Origin of the sequence: Alcanivorax quisquiliarum (assembly GCF_023051175.1) — a bacterium.
Taxonomy (GTDB): Bacteria; Pseudomonadota; Gammaproteobacteria; order Pseudomonadales; family Alcanivoracaceae; genus Isoalcanivorax; species Isoalcanivorax quisquiliarum.
Map to the genome: position 1 here is coordinate 522,388 of NZ_JALKII010000002.1, position 14,802 is coordinate 537,189.

A 14,802-nucleotide genomic window follows, 5' to 3' on the forward strand; every position below is an offset into this window, starting at 1 on the left:
TGTGCCCGGTGAGAAACTGAAGCCAGCGCCTGATAAAGGCTGGTGTCCCAACGCTTCCGAAGCGGCGGAAGTAGCGGCCCCAGACGTGCTGTCATGTGCTGCCCCGGAACCCCTGGCTATTGCCGGGGGTTTTGTTTTCAGGCAATGCGAGCCGGGTGGCGTTCTCCTGGATCGGTTTGGCTGCTTTGGCCGCGCCCAACGTGGCGTCTCACTGTTACAGCCCCCGATGCGGAGCTACCGGGTTGTCTTGGCCGGTTGCCACAGGTTTGTCCGAGTGGAAGAATAGCCACGGCGTCTGGTGAAGGCTGGTGTCCCAACGTTTCCAAAGTGGCGGAAATCGTGGCCCCAGAGGTACCGTCAGGCGCTGCCCCCTCTCTTCCGTCCTGCGGCCTTATCCAATTCTGCGGCCCTGCTCTTCCTCTAAACCTGCCTGGTTCAGCTTGATCAATGCCGGCCTTCTCATGAGCCATGTCCGAAGTTGCCCAGCGTGGCACGGGCGGAGGGCGCATTTCTGTGCGACGTCTGCAGTCTTTGCAGTACTCAGGCTGGTGTCGCTGCGGCAGCGGGTGCGATGCGGAGGTGTTTTCTCGAAAGAAGGGAAATTTGAGATGACGGAGGTATTTTGGTGGCTCTTGTCTCAGGAAGCACTTTTTTTGAGATATCGGGCTTCTTTAGGGTAGGCTTGTCTCAATATTGTGATTTTTTGAGATGAAGTGATGAGGCGGCCTCCCGACATTCCCATGGAAGCTCTGTTTCGCGATATCGCCAGGCTCGATCCTGAAGCACAGGCAGCTTATATGGCGCTTCATTCGCCCCTGGACGAGCAAGGGCGCTACCTGCCGTTTGATGAGCTTTTCTATCGCTTCCCGGAAAGCATGGACATCACACTGGCGTGGGGGATCATCAAGTCGGCCCGGCGCCAACAGCAACAGTCGCTGATGTTCCCCAGACCGCCGCTGGCCAGTGCTTCGTTCATGCTCACTCCGCTGATCCAGAGAACAGTGTCGCAGGCGGATCGATACGCGACTACTCATGCCCTGCAAGGGATGAGCGACAAGGTGGGCGAGCGTGAAAGGCTGGGTTATCTGCTGGAAGGGCTGATCGAGGACGAAGCAATCAGCAGCAGCCAGCTGGAAGGTGCCGCTACCACCCTGCATGTGGCAAAAAAGATGTTGCGCCGCAATCGGGAGCCGCGCACGGCGGACGAGCGGATGATCCTCGGCAATTACAAGCTGATGCAGCATGCCTGGCAAGTTCGTGACCAGCCTTTGTCGCTGGCAATGATCTGCGATTTTCACCGCATTGCCGTAGCCGGAATTGACGATGATCAATACCGCCCGGGCGCGTTTCGCGACACCGATGACGTTGTAGTGGTCGATCAGGACGGTGACATAGTGCACCAGCCGCCGCCGGCGGAGGGGCTTGAGGCGCGGTTGCAAAGTGTGTGCGACTGGGTCAACGCGTGCCACGATGATGCCCAGCGCCCGGAGTATATCCACCCATTGGTCAAGGCCGTTGTATTGCACTTCACGATCGGCTTCGAGCATCCGTTCCGAGATGGCAACGGCCGGGTAGCGCGGGCCTTGTTCTATTGGTTCATGTTCAAGAACGAATATGCGGCATTTCGCTACATTGCTATCAGCGTGTTGTTGAAAAGAGCGGCAACACGATACGGGAGGTCTTATCTGTATTCGGAAACCGACGGCCTGGACCTGACCTACTTCATCGAGTATCAATGCGAAGTGATCGGGCGGGCCATCGCGCTGTTTCAGGAGAATTTTCAGCGCGTAGCGCGGGATATCGAAGAGTGCAATGCCTGGCTTGATCGGTCGGGGCTGAATCAGCGCATGTCACATCGGCACCAGCTGGTGCTGCAAGTGGCGCGTGCCGGCCTGGCGAATGTTTTCACCATCACCAATGTCGCGGATCGCTTGGGCTGTTCCTACAACACTGCCGCAAAAGTGCTGAACGATCTGGTGGATTACGGCCTGTTCCGCAAGCGGAAGGCGGGCAGGGAGTGGCTCTACAGCATGCGTCAGCGCAGAGAAATCATTTCTGACTGGCGAGATGTTCGCTAAGGGCTGGTATTCCTGCGCAGTCAAAGGTGTGGAAGCTGCCCTGCTTGACGCATTTCGGGGAGAAGCACACAGGAGGCATCTACACGGGCAATCCTGGCGTTCTGATAGCGGGGCTGAAACAAAAAAGCCCAGACAACGCTGGGCTTTTGAATGACCGAAGTCATTGAACTGATGGTGCCCGGAGGCGGAATCGAACCACCGACACGAGGATTTTCAATCCTCTCCAATAACCTTTTGCCATGCTTGATAACCCTTGATAGAATCCATATAAATCAATGCTTAGGGTGAGTTATCCACAGAAGGGGCATTGATTGGGATTGGTTGGTTTTTGGAAAATTCTCTTACATCTGCCGTTACATACCTAGCGATGTAAGAAGCGAGGGCACAGCATGGCTAAGGTATCGTTCACGGCAAAACGAGTCAGAGAGTTCACCTGTCCCACCGACAAGCGGCAGGCGTTTTTGTGGGATGCCGCCACGCTGGGGTTAGGCTTGCGAGCAACGCCCACCGGCAAGCCCGCCTATGTATTCCAGAGTGTTTATCAAGGAAAAACCCTACGCATCACCATTGGTAGCCCGGAGGCGTGGTCTATATCCGACGCGCAAGCCAAGGCGCGGGAATTGCAGCGCCTGATTGATGAAGGGATCGACCCACGCGAGAAGAAACGGCAGACCCTGGCCAAAGCCGAAGCAGCGAAAGCCAAACAGGCAGCCGAGGCCGTCACCGTGGCCGAAGCGTGGCAGGCGTACATCGCCGCCCGCTCGACCAAGTGGGGCGCATATCACAAGCGTGACCATGCCCGGCTGGCCCGTGCGGCAGGCACCACCAAGACCGGCAGGCCGTCCACGGCAGGCCCGCTGCACTTTTTCATGGACAAGCGCCTTGCTGACCTGACTCCGAGACTTGTGGAAGAGTGGGCAGAGCGTGAAGGGCAGAAACGCCCGACCACAGCCCGGTTAAGCTGGCGGTTGTTCAAGGCTTTCTTGTCGTGGTGCAGCAATCAGGACGAATACAAAGCCCTAACGCCTGACAATCCGGCCAGCACAAAGACAGCCCGCGAATCGCTGGGCACCCCAAAGGCAAAACAGGACGTATTAAGGAAGGGCCAGCTACCAGCCTTCTTTGCAGCAACCCAGGGGCTGAGCAGTCCGACCATTAGCGCCTATATGCAGACCCTGCTACTCACTGGCGCAAGACCCGGCGAATGGCTGGCGCTCAAGTGGGGGGACATTAACGAGCGCTGGAAAAGCATCACCCTGCGCGACAAGGACGAATCCAAAGGCGGCAAGGACGGTACGCGGGAGATACCCCTAACGCCTTATGTCTGGCACCTGATGGCGAGCTTACCGCGCCGGAGTGAGTGGGTATTTTCCAGCCCAACACTGAATCAGCCTATCAACCCGCCACGGCATCGAATGATGGACGTTGCCCGGGTAGCCGGTATTGATGGCCTGAGCCTTCACGGCTTGCGCCGGTCATTTGGAAGCCTGAGCGAGTGGCTGGAGATCCCGGCAGGAGTCATTGCACAGATACAGGGACACAAGCCGAGCGCCACAGCCGAAAAGCACTACCGGGTGAGGGAGCTGGATTTGCTGGCGCTGCATCATGAGCGCTTCGAGGCGTGGATCCTAGAGCAGGCCGGTATCAGCTTCGACCGGAACCAACAGCCCGGCGGTTTGCGCGTAGTCGCTGGAAAAGGGGCTTGACCATGCGCCGATACCCAACCAGTGGCCGCCCGGACGAGACAGCGCCCGAAATCGGGCTATTCCTGAAATCGTATATGCAGCTTTCGCAGGAGCAGATTACAGCCGAGCCGTTTCTAAAACTCCAGCATTGGCTAGGACGTGAGTTGAGCTTTTACCGTGCTACCAGTGGCGACATGGGCACACCAACTGAGCAGAAATCCATGCTTGCAACCTACATCAAAACGCTGGACAGCATGATTGAGTTTTTGGCGGCGGATAACTTGCCGCAGGGGATATCCAGCGCGATCCGTTTGCGGGAATACCAGCAGGGCATCACTTCGGACACGTCACGGCAGATGCGGGATACTCTGGAGGTGAAGCGGCATATTGCGAAAAGCCTGCATGCGCAGTTACAAGGCGTGACTGGTTCCCGTGGCGCTAAGGACATGCGCAGGGAGTACGCATTCCTGTACGCGCTCGCCAAGCGTATTAGAGAGGTGTGCGACGAGCCTACCCGGGGGGATGACGCTTTGGCATGCGCTGCACATATTCTGAACGACCCACAAGCGATGGGCGCGAAATACGAGCCGTTTAACGGCACACTCAACCCGCCAAGTAACCCACGCTTGCTATCGGTTGAGCCGGAGCAAATCCGCCGGCAGCTCAAAAAATATGGCATTGCGTAGCTAATTGAAAAAAATATCTTAAATAGCTACGCATATAAAAAACACGCAAAAGCGGAATCTAGCCTCGTCAACTGAAACCAAGAGGCTAGAACCATGACACATCAATCGGCTTTTATTCCGCTCGACCAAGAGCACCGCCCCACCGTAGGCACGGCAGCAGCAGCTTACTACCTCGACCGAAAAATGCAGACCCTGCACATTTGGGCATGCAAAGGGAGCGGCCCTGTTCGCCCCGTCCGTGTGAATGGTCGCCTAGCATGGCCGGTTGCTGAGATTAAGCGCGTACTGGGGGTAACAAAATGAAAAACGCCCCGAGCCGAAAAGCCCAGGGCGCAAAAAACGAACGTCGTGCGGACGTGCGCCCCCATCATAGCAAAATCCTAATCTTTCTGGTGTTCTGCGTCCTGCCGTATCTCGCCGGGTTCTCAATTGCCCAGGTTCAAATCGAGCTGAGCACGCCTGTAGTGCAGGAGCGTGCAAAATGAGCGCCGCCCTGACTATCGCAACCAGTACAAACCCCCAGCGCCTGACCAAGCTATGGCAGATCGAGGACGGCGAACCAGTGAAACAGCACGCCGGGGAAATGGTCGCCGGTCACGCCACCGTGGTGGATCTGCCGACCCCTGCCGACTTCGCCGCAGCTCTTGAGCAACTGGAGTGCAACCAGGCGTTAATCTTTGGCCTGCCGCCTGTGGCGTCCGCGCCTGTGGTCACACAAGCGCAACTGCCGAGCGCACCGGCTGGCACCATTGCCCGGACAAAAGAAACCTTCAGATGGCACGCCGGGCCAGGCTGGCTGCTGCTGGATGGCGACCCGTTGCCCGGTGATGAGCCGCTAACCCGTGACCAGTGGCTGGCGCTGCTGTATGAGGTAGCGCCCGCGCTGGCTGATGCGCCCTGCGTGTGGGGCGTGAGCAGTTCGAGCATGATTTACAACAGCGATACCGGCGAGCAGGTAACAGGCGTTCGAGGGCAACGGCTTTATGTGCTGGTGGCTGATGCCCGCGACATTCCGCGAGCTGGCAAGGCACTGTTTGAACGCCTATGGCTGGCCGGGCATGGCCGTTATGTCGTGAGCAAATCAGGCCAGACCCTGAGCCGCGCCCCCGTGGACGCAAGTGTGTGGCAGACCAACCGGCTCGACTTTGCCGCGCCCCCTGTGTGCATTCCACCGCTCGAAGCACGCCGACCAGCGCCCGAAGCGCTGAACAACGACGCCGCACCGCTGGACACTGCCCAAGCCCTGCCGGATCTGACTGAAGCCGAACGCCAGCAACTGGCCGACATTCAGGCCGCTGAGCGTGGCTGTGATGACCTGCTGGCAGAGATCCACCTGGTGCGTGAATCATGGATAGAGGAACGCATGGCCGCAGTGGCTGACCTGCCCGAAGCCGAGCAAGAGGAAGCCCGCGAGCGTCTGCGTGATGCGGTGGAGCGTGGCCGCCTGTTTGGTGACTTCGAGCTGATCCATTCGAGTGGCCGCCGCGTGATGGTCGGGGATCTGCTGGACAACCCCGACCAGTGGCACGGCGAGCGTTTCCATGACCCGCTGGAGCCGGACTATTCCAACGCTGACAAGCGGATAGCGTGGGCGAACCTGAAAAGCGGTGGCACCCCGTACATATACAGTCACGCGCATGGCGGCACCCGTTACCGGCTGTTGCGTCCGGTGCAGCAATTGAAGCTGCAACAAGGCGAGCTACCCCAGATATTGCCCAAGATCATGCAGCGCCTAGCAGTGGACGGCGAGATATTCGAGCGCGGTGGCCGCCTGATGCGCCTGGCTGATGGCGAGCTGCTGACCGTTGAAAAGCCGTGGCTGCAAACGTACCTCGAGGGAGCGTTCCGCTTTCTGGTGTTCGATGGCCGGAGTAAAGAGTGGTCGGTGCGTGACTGCCCCGACAAGGTGGCCGCCCGTGTCATGGCAGCCCGTGGCGCGTGGGATCTGCCGAAAGTCACCGGCCTGGTATCGTTTCCCGTAATGCGCCCGGACGGCAGCGTTATCACACAACCGGGCTTTGATGATGCAACCGGCCTGCTGTACCTGAGCGACAGCAACAGCAGACCCATACCGCACCCGCTCGACCGGGCCGCACTGGTGGAAGCATTGCGCCGGATCTGGGAACCGTTCGCCCTGTTCCCGTTCGACAGCGACACAAGCCGGGGCGTGTTTCTGGCTGCACTGCTGACCACCGTTTGCCGCGCTGCACTGCCGACCGCGCCGGGCTACCTGGTGCGAGCCTACACGGCAGGCACGGGCAAAACGCTATTGTCTGAATGCTTGATGCTGCTGGTGGGCGCGCCCGTTAAGGCAATGCCACTGCCCGAAGGCAACCCCGAGGAAATCGGCAAACGCCTGTTTTCCATCCTGCTGACGGGCCGGGCCGGTGCTGTGCTGGACAACCTGACCGGCGTTATCGACAGCGCCGACCTGTGCGTGTTTCTGACCAGCGCCGAACCCGAGGGGCGCATTTTGGGGCAATCCGAGATCCGCAGCGCCGTTAACCGTGTGTTGTGGGTGTTGAACGGGAACAACGTCACCGCCGGAGGCGACACGTTCCGGCGCATTCTGCCGATTGGGCTGGACGCCGACTGTGAGTCACCCGAAACGCGCAAATTCTCATTCAACCCCCGCGACCTGATCCGCGACCGGCTGGACGCCTACCGGGCCGACCTGCTGTCGGTGCTGCTGACCTATCAACAGCAAGGCGCGCCCGTTGTCGGTGATGGCGGTCTGGGCAGCTTTGACGAATGGGAGCGCCTGGTGAGGCAATGCGTCTGCTGGCTGATCCGTGAAGGCGTGGCCCCTGCCCCGGTGGCTGACCCGGTGGAAGTGCTGAAACTAAGCAAGGCCGAAGATCCCTACCGCCAGCAGCATATTGAAGTGCTGCAAGCCTGGTGGGAGCTATACGGCGATAGCGTGGTCAGGGTGCGCGAGATAACCAAGCTGGTGAATGCTGGTGACTTTGGCAAGACCAAGGCCGAGGCCGCATTTATTGAAGCTGTGGCCGACATAGCGCCGCCGCGTGGTGGCTTCAACGGCAGGTACTTCGCTGGGTGGCTCCGACGACATAAAGGGCGCGTGGTCGGTGGCTTGCGCCTTGATGTGGGCGACCCGTCGCATAACGAGCCCGGCTGGCGCGTAACCATGCGTTTCTGACCAATCAAACCCGATTAACCGGATTAACCGGATATTTTCCAACCCCAAACAGAAAACTGTCAGTGACATATTTCATGTATGGGTGGGAATTAATCCGCTTTATCCGGTTAATCCGGAGGAAAGCAAAATCATGACTTCCGACAGCAACGATATTGAACGGTTATGCGACTGGTGCGAGCAGAACGGCTATCAGGTTCTGCCGTTTGACGAAGTGAGTGAAAAGACCGCCGCCGCCATGCTGGATCGCTCGCCTGAAACCCTTCGTTACTGGCGCGGCACTGACCGCCGTCTGCCATGCAGGAAAACAAAGGCCGGATGGCGCTACCGGCTGAGCGATCTGGCCGAGTTCCTGGGTTCCGATGTGGAAGACTGCTGAAACCCGTTGAACCCCGCCGGGCCTTGCGCCAACCGCAGGGCGACAATGCTCACATTCATCACAGAGGAAATTGTTATGCGACACGCTCAAAATCTAATCAAAGCCCTGCAAGTCCTGGCCCGAGCAGAAGGCAACCGAACCGCCGCTGAAGGCCTGGCCCAGTCGCCTGACGTGCAAGCAATGGTCAAATCCATTGGAAGCTCGACCGCCAGCATTAATGGCGACTTGCGCGTTGCCTACCGCGAGATGCTAGGACTTGCCCGCCGCCGCAGCCTTATCGGCAAGATCGAGGCCGTGGCGGGTTTTCGCACGCTGCCGTTTGAAGTGCCAGCACTGGAGCAGGACAACGCCGCCACCGTGGCTTTTGTAGCAGAAGGCCACCCGATCCCAGTGACTGCACAGACATTCACCAGCCGCGAACTGCCCCGCCGCAAGCTGTCTGGCATTGTGCCCATCACGCAGGAGCTGGCAGCCGCAATGCCAGCGGAACAAGCCTTCGGCAGAGAGCTGACCCGAGCAGTAGCACAAGGCGAGTCCAGTGCATTCTACAGCGCATCCGCAGGCAGCCCTGCTAGCCCGGCAGGCATCCTGGCTGGTGTGACCGCAGGCACCGGCACCACCAACGCCGCCGATGATATTGCCAGCCTTATCGACACCTTCACCGGCGATCTGGAAGGCGCTGTTCTGCTGACCAGTCCGCGCTCTGGTGTGAAGCTGGCCGCCGTATTCGACGGCACCGGCGCGCGAGGTGGTGAGGTCTCTGGAATCGGGCATGTGACCAGTTCGGCTATTCCAGACGACAGCGTGGCGATTATCGAGCCAGGCCGGATCATGCTGGCCGATGACGGGCTGGAAATTGATATAGCCCACGATGCGACGCTATTGACTCAGCAGGGAGAAGAGATCGCCCCTTACAACTTGTGGCAGAACAACCTGCTGGCCTACCGCGTGACTCGCTGGCTCAACTGGCACGCCGCACCCGGCGCTGTCGCTTATCTAAATGGCACGGACTGGTGATCAACATGAGCCTATCCCAGATTGAAAGCGACCAACTCCAATTCGCCCGGTTAGCGGAAGAAGCCGCCCGGCGAACTGGTGATAGCACTATCACTAATCCCGAGCTAATCCGCTGCAACGACACCTTGCGCCTGTTGTGCATGGACGTAGGCGGCGAGACCGTAACCCACGGCATCGAGCTACCGACCAACGCCTGGAGCCCAGCACTTGAGGCTGAATTAATCAAGCGGTTCCGGGGCAGCGCACAGCTTGCAGTTCGGGCAATCGGAGGCACCGCGCTATGACTCGTGAAAAGATCATTCAAAGAGCGGAGATCATATTTCGCAAAAAGATTGCCCCGGTAATTGAGCGGGACGGCACGCAAACGCCGGAGTCTATGGCCGCAGTTGTTGGTGTGCTAGTTGCGCACATTGCAAAGGCCGAGCTGGAAACGGAAGCGCTCGAAGCACGGGTTGCCGCGCTGGAAGAATTTGTACTGGAGGATAAAGAATGAGCCACCACACCGACGACGAAAACGAAATTCTCAACGAGCTGGCCAACATCATTGCCCGCCATGCCGACTGGCTGGACGGCCCGACATTCATGCGGCTATGTGAGCAGACGGCACGCGGATACTTCGACGACCTGCCGGGCATGGAAGATTTCGCTCAGGCACTGCGGGAAGAGCTAGGGCTGGACTGATGGCACGGCTCAAGACTCTGCCGCCAAGGATCGCCAAGGCTCCAGAGCGCAGCCTTGCCCAGGTGAACCCTAGCAGCTGGAGGTCGGGCAAGACGACTGCCCAGCGAGGCTACGGCGGAAAGTGGCAGAGGGAGCGGCTGCGGTACCTCACGGCCAACCCGCTCTGCCGCTACTGTGAGGCAGAGGGCAGGGTCGTGGAGGCGACGGTGGTGGACCACATCATCCCCCACCGTGGGGATCAAAAGCTGTTCTGGAATCGTAAAAACTGGCAGCCGCTGTGCAAGCCATGCCACGACTCTGTCAAGCGGGCAGAGGAGCTGGGCGGCGGCTGAGAGTGGTGGGGGGGGTGGGTCGACAGAAAAAGCTGATTGCCTCCCTGACCACGCCCCCCCTCACGCAGGCAATGTGCCGGGCAATTTTCCAATTTTCAGAGGTACACACGATGGCAACCAAAATCACTCCACCCAAATCACTTGGCACCGATGGCCGGAAGCTATGGGCTGAATTGCGCCGGGAGTATGAAATCACCGATGCCGGAAGTCTGGCGATTTTGCGGAGTATGTGCGAGTCGGTAGACCGCCTGAACCAATGCCGGGAAGCGGTAGCGCGTGATGGGTTGGTGGTAGCGGGATCAGGAGGCCAGCCAAGGCCGCACCCATTATTGCAGGTCGAAGCCGAAGCACGCCGCGCCCTGCTGGCTCACAGCCGAGCGCTTCGATTAGATTTATCAGGAGATTTTTAAATGCCTTCACCAGACAGAAAACCACGCCGCCGCACACGTTCTGCTGAACCTGAGTTCAGCTTTGACGAGCTGCTGGAGCAGGCCCGTACTGCCACGGCAAGCGACTGGGATGCAGGACTACGTCGGCAAATGCGCCGCGCCCTGATCGACAAGGGGCACAGACCGGAGATTGCAGAGGGTATCGCACGGGCATACGAGAAAAGGCCGGAGCTTATTCATTTGAGGCCACCGAGAGCCGCCAGCCGAGATACAGCCCTGCAGTGATGTGGGGCTTTTTTTTGCCTGCTGTTCGGAATGTTCACCGGCGGCAACCGGTGCCTGTCATGATATTTTTCTATCCAGACATTGCCACCCACGGCCTGATACTTGCAGAGACCATGCAGGCCGCAGATATAGTGCGATGCAGGCTGGTGACGTGGATGACGGGCTGGTGGCGTGGATCTGGAAGCGATGGCGCGGGCATCTTTCGGGAAATCCACTTACATTTCCCATTACATACCCCAGAAAGCAAAAAGGCCGCTTCGAGTGAAAGCGGCCTAGGTGCTTGATTTATATGGTGCCCAGAGGCGGAATCGAACCACCGACACGAGGATTTTCAATCCTCTGCTCTACCGACTGAGCTATCCGGGCAAAAGAGGGCGCTATTAAAGCGATTCGGCTGGTTGCCGTCAAGGTGGCGGTGGTTGTTTGCTCAATCCTTGTCCGGTGGCACGTAGCCTTCGGCCTGATCGAAGGGTTCGTTGTCGAGAAAATGCTCACGCTGGGCGTCGAGGTAGGGCCGGGTGGCCGGGTCCATCACGTTCAGGTGTTTCTCGTTGATCAGCATGGTTTGCTGCGCCAGCCATTCTTGCCAGGCTTTTTTCGATACGGTGTTGAACAGCTCCTCGCCTTTGGCGCCGGGGAACGGCGGGCGCTCAAGACCTTCGAGTTCTTGCTGGTACTTGCGGCAGATGACGGTACGGCTCATGAGGCTTCCTTGGTTCTTTATCTCTGGTTCTTTGCCCGGGCGAAGAATGAGAGCTCTCCCCTCATTCTTCGGGGGCGGGGTGACTATAACATGCCTGACAGGGCGGAAAGCTGGCGCGGCTCGGCCAGGCTTTCCAGTAGCCGCTTCACTGGGGCAGCGAGGCCAAGCGTGCCGGGGGCGGTGGGGTCGACCCAGGCCAGCGATTGCTCGGCGATCAGTTGCGGCGCGCCATGGGTGTCGATCAACAGTGGTGTGATATCCAGGTGAAAGTGACTGAATGTGTGCCGGAAGCCGGGCAGTGGTTCGGTGTGGCCGGGTTTGAGGCCGAGGCGGGTGAGCATCAGTGTGGCGTTGTCTTCACTCTCGCTTTCCGGGAAGCACCACAGGCCGCCCCAGATGCCGCTGGGCGGGCGCTGCATGAGCAATATCTCCCCGGCCGGATTGCGGGCCAGCAGCATGGTGGTCTGGCGCACGGGGATGGTTTTTTTCGGTTTGGATGTCGGATAGTCGTGCGGGTTGCCGCCGGCATGGGCGCGGCACTGGCGCTGTAGCGGGCAGGCCGGGCAGTTCGGGTTGCGGCGGGTGCACAGGGTGGCGCCGAGATCCATCATCACCTGGGTGTAATCGCGCACCCGCTGTGCTGGCGTCAGCGCTTCCGCCACGGCCCAGAGCTGCTGCTCCACGGCGCGCTCGCCGGGCCAGCCGGGCAGGGCAAGGAAGCGGGTGAGCACACGTTTGACGTTGCCGTCGAGGATGGGGGCGCGTAGTTCCATGCTGATGCTGGCAATGGCGCCGGCGGTGGAGCGGCCGATGCCGGGCAGTGCGATCAGCGCGTCGAGATCACGGGGGAATTCGCCGCCGTGTTCGTGCACCACCTGTTGCGCAGCTTTGTGCAGGTTGCGGGCGCGGGCGTAGTAACCCAGGCCCGTCCACAGGTGCAGCACGTCGTCGGTGGGCGCCTCGGCCAGCGCTTCCACGGTGGGGAAGCGGGCCATGAAACGCTCGAAATACGGGATTACCGTGCTTACCTGGGTCTGTTGCAGCATGATCTCCGACACCCAGACGCGGTAAGGCGTAATGTGCTGCTGCCAGGGCAGATCCTTGCGGCCGTGCTGGTCATACCAGGCCAGCACGGCGTTGCGGAACTGCGCGGGTGGCAGCGGCAGGTTCAGGGCGTCGGTCATCGGTTGAACAGGCCCTCAAGCCGCTCACGAGCACGATCACGCAGCTTGTCTTCGGCTTTTTCGCGCTCCTCGTCGATGCGCTGCTGCACTTCTTCCTGCAATTCTTCACGGCTTTGCGGCAGATCAACGCCGAGTTTGTCGCTGGCCAGGCGGGCCACCAGCTCGCGGCCGGCATCGCGGAAGGCATCGCTGCTGGGCAAGCACCAGCGCGCCGGGCTGCCGCTGAGGTTGCCGGCGCAGCGCAGCGGCCATTCGCGTTCGCTCAGGCGCGGGTCGTCGCTGATTTGCGGCAGCTTCATGCCCAGCGAAACATCGAAATCTTCATTCAGGATATTCAGCCAGCCGCTGCCGTTGACGGTGGCACCGCGATCCAGATTGGCGGTGAGCCGCTCTACGGAGGCCACCATGTCATCCAGCCGGGCGATGGCTTGCAGATCAAGGATGCGGGTGTCTTCGCTCAGCTCGCGTGGTAGCCGCCCCTGTTCGAGCTGCGGAATCAGCGCCGTGAGAGCCTGGAAGTTGCCGAGCATGTCATTGAGGCCGCCGATCAGCGTGTCGTGCAGGTTCACGCCGCGAAGGACTCCATCAGCAAGGTTGAAATTGACGCTGCCGGCGGCGTTCTCGAACAATGCTTTTTCACTGTTGCCGCGTGTGTTCAGCTCGGTGTGGATGGAGGCGATGCCGGTGAACAGATCGCGCGACAGCGCCAGCTGCATCAGGGGTTGTATCTGTACGGTGTTGATGCGGCTTTCGAAGCTCATCGTCGGCGTATCGGTGCGCGCATTCAGCTGTGCTTCGGCGGTGAAGGTGCCGTTGAGGGTCTTGCCGTTGGCCCGTTGCAGGCGCAGGACGCCATTGGCAGCGCTGACAGTTACGTCGATCTCGCTGGCTTCCAGCCCTTCCGCCAGCACTTTGCCGGCGCGGAATTTACCGTCCAGAGTCAGCTCGCGCAGCGTCTCCAGTGGCAGCAGCGGCTCCTCGGACAACACGGGCGGCGCACTGCTTTCGCCTTCCGCAGTGGTTGCTTCAGGGCTTTCGGTGGCCGGCGGCAGGTAGTGATCCAGGTTGATTTCATCGAGCACCAGATCAAACATCATCGCCAGGGTGTCCAGATCGGTGACGCCGGCCTTGCCGCTGATGGTGCTGTCGTCAATGGTGATGGTCAGCGGCTCCAGCAGCAGGCTGTTGGCCGGGCCGCTCAGGGTGGCTTGCATGCTTACTTGTTTAAGCGCATCGGTGCTGCGCGTGTCGATGGGCGCCTCGCCGATGGCGCGCAGGGCGCCATTGGCATCAAAGGGCGCGGTGGCCAGGCTGCCGCTGAACTGCATTTGTGTGGAGAGGCCGCTCACGGTGACGTTGCCGGAGGTCTGGGTGCCGGCGGCACTGATGAGCAGATCGGTGACGCGCACGACGTCGTCGTCCAGCGCGGCATCCAGGTTCAGCGAGACGGTCACGGTAACCGGCTTTGCGGTCAGCCCGCCGATGGCGGTTTTCACTTCCAGCGGCGCGAGGCGGTAGTGATTGGTGTCCAGGCCCAGGCTGGCGACAGTATCGATCTCCAGATCGATACGGATATCGTCCTGATCCTGGTAGCGTAGTGACGCGGTGACGGGGAACGGTTCGTCCAGCCGCACATCGCGGGCGCTGACGTTCAGGTGTTCGATGGTGATGTCGGTGCCGTCGCCCAGGTTGCGGTAGCGCAGGCGGCTGTCGCTGAGCGTCACTTCCGGGATGCTCAGCGGGATATCTATCGCCGAGCCTTCACTTTCTTCGGCAAGCTCTTCCGGGCTGGCGGCCGCGTCGCTGGCGGCGATGCGCTCCCAGTTGCCGCCGTCCGGGCCTTCGACGAGATTCAGGTCAAGGCCGGCGAGGCTGATGGCATCCATTTCCACGTTGCCGAACAACAGCGGCCATACAGCGACGCCGAGGCGGGCCTCGTCAATTGCCGCGAACAGCTCTTCGTCGTCTCCAATACGAGCTTCGGTGCGGCCGACGGAAACCCCGAGCGATGGCCAGAAGGTCCAGCCCAGATCGCCCTGAATATCGAGATTTATATTGGCGTGCTGATGTGCCAGCTCGGAAATCTGGGGTTTGAAGTCGTTCGGGTCGATGACGCGCGTAATGACAAACACGGCCACCGCAATCAATACCAGCAGGCCGATCAGAGTATAGAGAACGATACGGGCGGCGCGGGCCATTGAGCTCTCCTTGCACGAGGATGACGGG

14 protein-coding genes and 1 tRNA gene are annotated in these 14,802 nt (G+C 60.1%); 11 read left to right on the forward strand and 4 right to left on the reverse strand.

Annotation, left to right across the window (positions count from 1 at the left end; all coding sequences use genetic code 11):
- Positions 1-740 precede the first annotated feature (740 nt).
- The 11 genes from MU846_RS05340 (at position 741) to MU846_RS14740 (ending at position 10,425) form a co-directional block, all read left to right on the forward strand.
- Positions 741-2,078 carry a Fic family protein gene (locus MU846_RS05340; protein ID WP_246949738.1) on the forward strand — a complete coding sequence of 446 codons (1,338 nt, stop codon included), beginning with the start codon at positions 741-743 and terminating at the stop codon, positions 2,076-2,078.
- Between the two features lie 389 nt (positions 2,079-2,467).
- Positions 2,468-3,784, forward strand: a complete 1,317-nt coding sequence (locus MU846_RS05345) for a tyrosine-type recombinase/integrase (protein ID WP_306799245.1) — start codon at positions 2,468-2,470, stop codon at positions 3,782-3,784.
- 2 nt (positions 3,785-3,786) lie between these two features.
- Positions 3,787-4,449, forward strand: coding sequence for a hypothetical protein (locus MU846_RS05350; RefSeq protein WP_246949744.1), 663 nt, complete (start codon positions 3,787-3,789; stop codon positions 4,447-4,449).
- A gap of 299 nt (positions 4,450-4,748) precedes the next feature.
- Positions 4,749-4,934 carry a hypothetical protein gene (locus MU846_RS05355; RefSeq protein ID WP_246949747.1) on the forward strand — a complete coding sequence of 62 codons (186 nt, stop codon included), beginning with the start codon at positions 4,749-4,751 and terminating at the stop codon, positions 4,932-4,934.
- Positions 4,931-7,609: a hypothetical protein gene (locus MU846_RS05360; RefSeq protein WP_246949750.1), complete on the forward strand. Its 2,679-nt coding sequence runs from the start codon at positions 4,931-4,933 to the stop codon at positions 7,607-7,609. The genes MU846_RS05355 and MU846_RS05360 overlap by 4 nt, the downstream gene beginning before the upstream one ends.
- Positions 7,610-7,739: 130 nt before the next feature.
- Complete coding sequence (locus MU846_RS05365) at positions 7,740-7,985, forward strand: helix-turn-helix domain-containing protein (protein ID WP_246949754.1); 246 nt, start codon at positions 7,740-7,742, stop codon at positions 7,983-7,985.
- Positions 7,986-7,991: 6 nt separating this feature from the next.
- The gene (locus MU846_RS05370) at positions 7,992-9,002 is read left to right on the forward strand and encodes a phage major capsid protein (protein ID WP_246949756.1); all 1,011 of its coding nucleotides are present in this window, start codon (positions 7,992-7,994) and stop codon (positions 9,000-9,002) included.
- A 280-nt stretch (positions 9,003-9,282) separates the two neighbouring features.
- Positions 9,283-9,495, forward strand: coding sequence for a hypothetical protein (locus MU846_RS05375; protein ID WP_246949758.1), 213 nt, complete (start codon positions 9,283-9,285; stop codon positions 9,493-9,495).
- On the forward strand, positions 9,492-9,683 hold the full coding sequence (locus MU846_RS05380) for a hypothetical protein (RefSeq protein WP_246949760.1): 192 nt from the start codon (positions 9,492-9,494) through the stop codon (positions 9,681-9,683). Before MU846_RS05375 ends, MU846_RS05380 begins: the two co-directional genes overlap by 4 nt.
- Positions 9,683-10,015 carry an HNH endonuclease gene (locus MU846_RS14735; protein ID WP_371738619.1) on the forward strand — a complete coding sequence of 111 codons (333 nt, stop codon included), beginning with the start codon at positions 9,683-9,685 and terminating at the stop codon, positions 10,013-10,015. The genes MU846_RS05380 and MU846_RS14735 overlap by 1 nt, the downstream gene beginning before the upstream one ends.
- Positions 10,016-10,125: 110 nt before the next feature.
- Entirely contained in the window at positions 10,126-10,425 is a 300-nt protein-coding gene (locus MU846_RS14740; RefSeq protein WP_371738621.1) for a P27 family phage terminase small subunit, read from the forward strand.
- A 554-nt stretch (positions 10,426-10,979) separates the two neighbouring features.
- Here MU846_RS14740 and MU846_RS05385 read toward each other — a convergent pair.
- The 4 genes from MU846_RS05385 to MU846_RS05400 form a co-directional block, all read right to left on the reverse strand.
- Positions 10,980-11,055: transfer RNA gene (locus MU846_RS05385), tRNA-Phe, on the reverse strand.
- Positions 11,056-11,116: 61 nt separating this feature from the next.
- On the reverse strand, positions 11,117-11,392 hold the full coding sequence (locus MU846_RS05390; protein WP_246949777.1) for an oxidative damage protection protein: 276 nt from the start codon (positions 11,390-11,392) through the stop codon (positions 11,117-11,119).
- Positions 11,393-11,475: 83 nt separating this feature from the next.
- Complete coding sequence (gene mutY, locus MU846_RS05395) at positions 11,476-12,576, reverse strand: A/G-specific adenine glycosylase (protein ID WP_246949782.1); 1,101 nt, start codon at positions 12,574-12,576, stop codon at positions 11,476-11,478.
- Complete coding sequence (locus MU846_RS05400; RefSeq protein ID WP_246949785.1) at positions 12,573-14,774, reverse strand: AsmA family protein; 2,202 nt, start codon at positions 14,772-14,774, stop codon at positions 12,573-12,575. The genes mutY and MU846_RS05400 overlap by 4 nt, the downstream gene beginning before the upstream one ends.
- Positions 14,775-14,802 lie beyond the last annotated feature (28 nt).

Bases quoted from the DNA above. Each gene is read 5' to 3' on its own strand.
- MU846_RS05340 (WP_246949738.1), top strand. From the start codon at position 741: ATGGAAGCTCTGTTTCGCGATATCGCCAGGCTCGATCCTGAAGCACAG.
- MU846_RS05345 (WP_306799245.1), top strand. From the start codon at position 2,468: ATGGCTAAGGTATCGTTCACGGCAAAACGAGTCAGAGAGTTCACCTGT.
- MU846_RS05350 (WP_246949744.1), top strand. From the start codon at position 3,787: ATGCGCCGATACCCAACCAGTGGCCGCCCGGACGAGACAGCGCCCGAA.
- MU846_RS05355 (WP_246949747.1), top strand. From the start codon at position 4,749: ATGAAAAACGCCCCGAGCCGAAAAGCCCAGGGCGCAAAAAACGAACGT.
- MU846_RS05360 (WP_246949750.1), top strand. From the start codon at position 4,931: ATGAGCGCCGCCCTGACTATCGCAACCAGTACAAACCCCCAGCGCCTG.
- MU846_RS05365 (WP_246949754.1), top strand. From the start codon at position 7,740: ATGACTTCCGACAGCAACGATATTGAACGGTTATGCGACTGGTGCGAG.
- MU846_RS05375 (WP_246949758.1), top strand. From the start codon at position 9,283: ATGACTCGTGAAAAGATCATTCAAAGAGCGGAGATCATATTTCGCAAA.
- MU846_RS05380 (WP_246949760.1), top strand. From the start codon at position 9,492: ATGAGCCACCACACCGACGACGAAAACGAAATTCTCAACGAGCTGGCC.
- MU846_RS14735 (WP_371738619.1), top strand. From the start codon at position 9,683: ATGGCACGGCTCAAGACTCTGCCGCCAAGGATCGCCAAGGCTCCAGAG.
- MU846_RS14740 (WP_371738621.1), top strand. From the start codon at position 10,126: ATGGCAACCAAAATCACTCCACCCAAATCACTTGGCACCGATGGCCGG.
- MU846_RS05390 (WP_246949777.1), bottom strand. From the start codon at position 11,392: ATGAGCCGTACCGTCATCTGCCGCAAGTACCAGCAAGAACTCGAAGGT.
- mutY (WP_246949782.1), bottom strand. From the start codon at position 12,576: ATGACCGACGCCCTGAACCTGCCGCTGCCACCCGCGCAGTTCCGCAAC.
- MU846_RS05400 (WP_246949785.1), bottom strand. From the start codon at position 14,774: ATGGCCCGCGCCGCCCGTATCGTTCTCTATACTCTGATCGGCCTGCTG.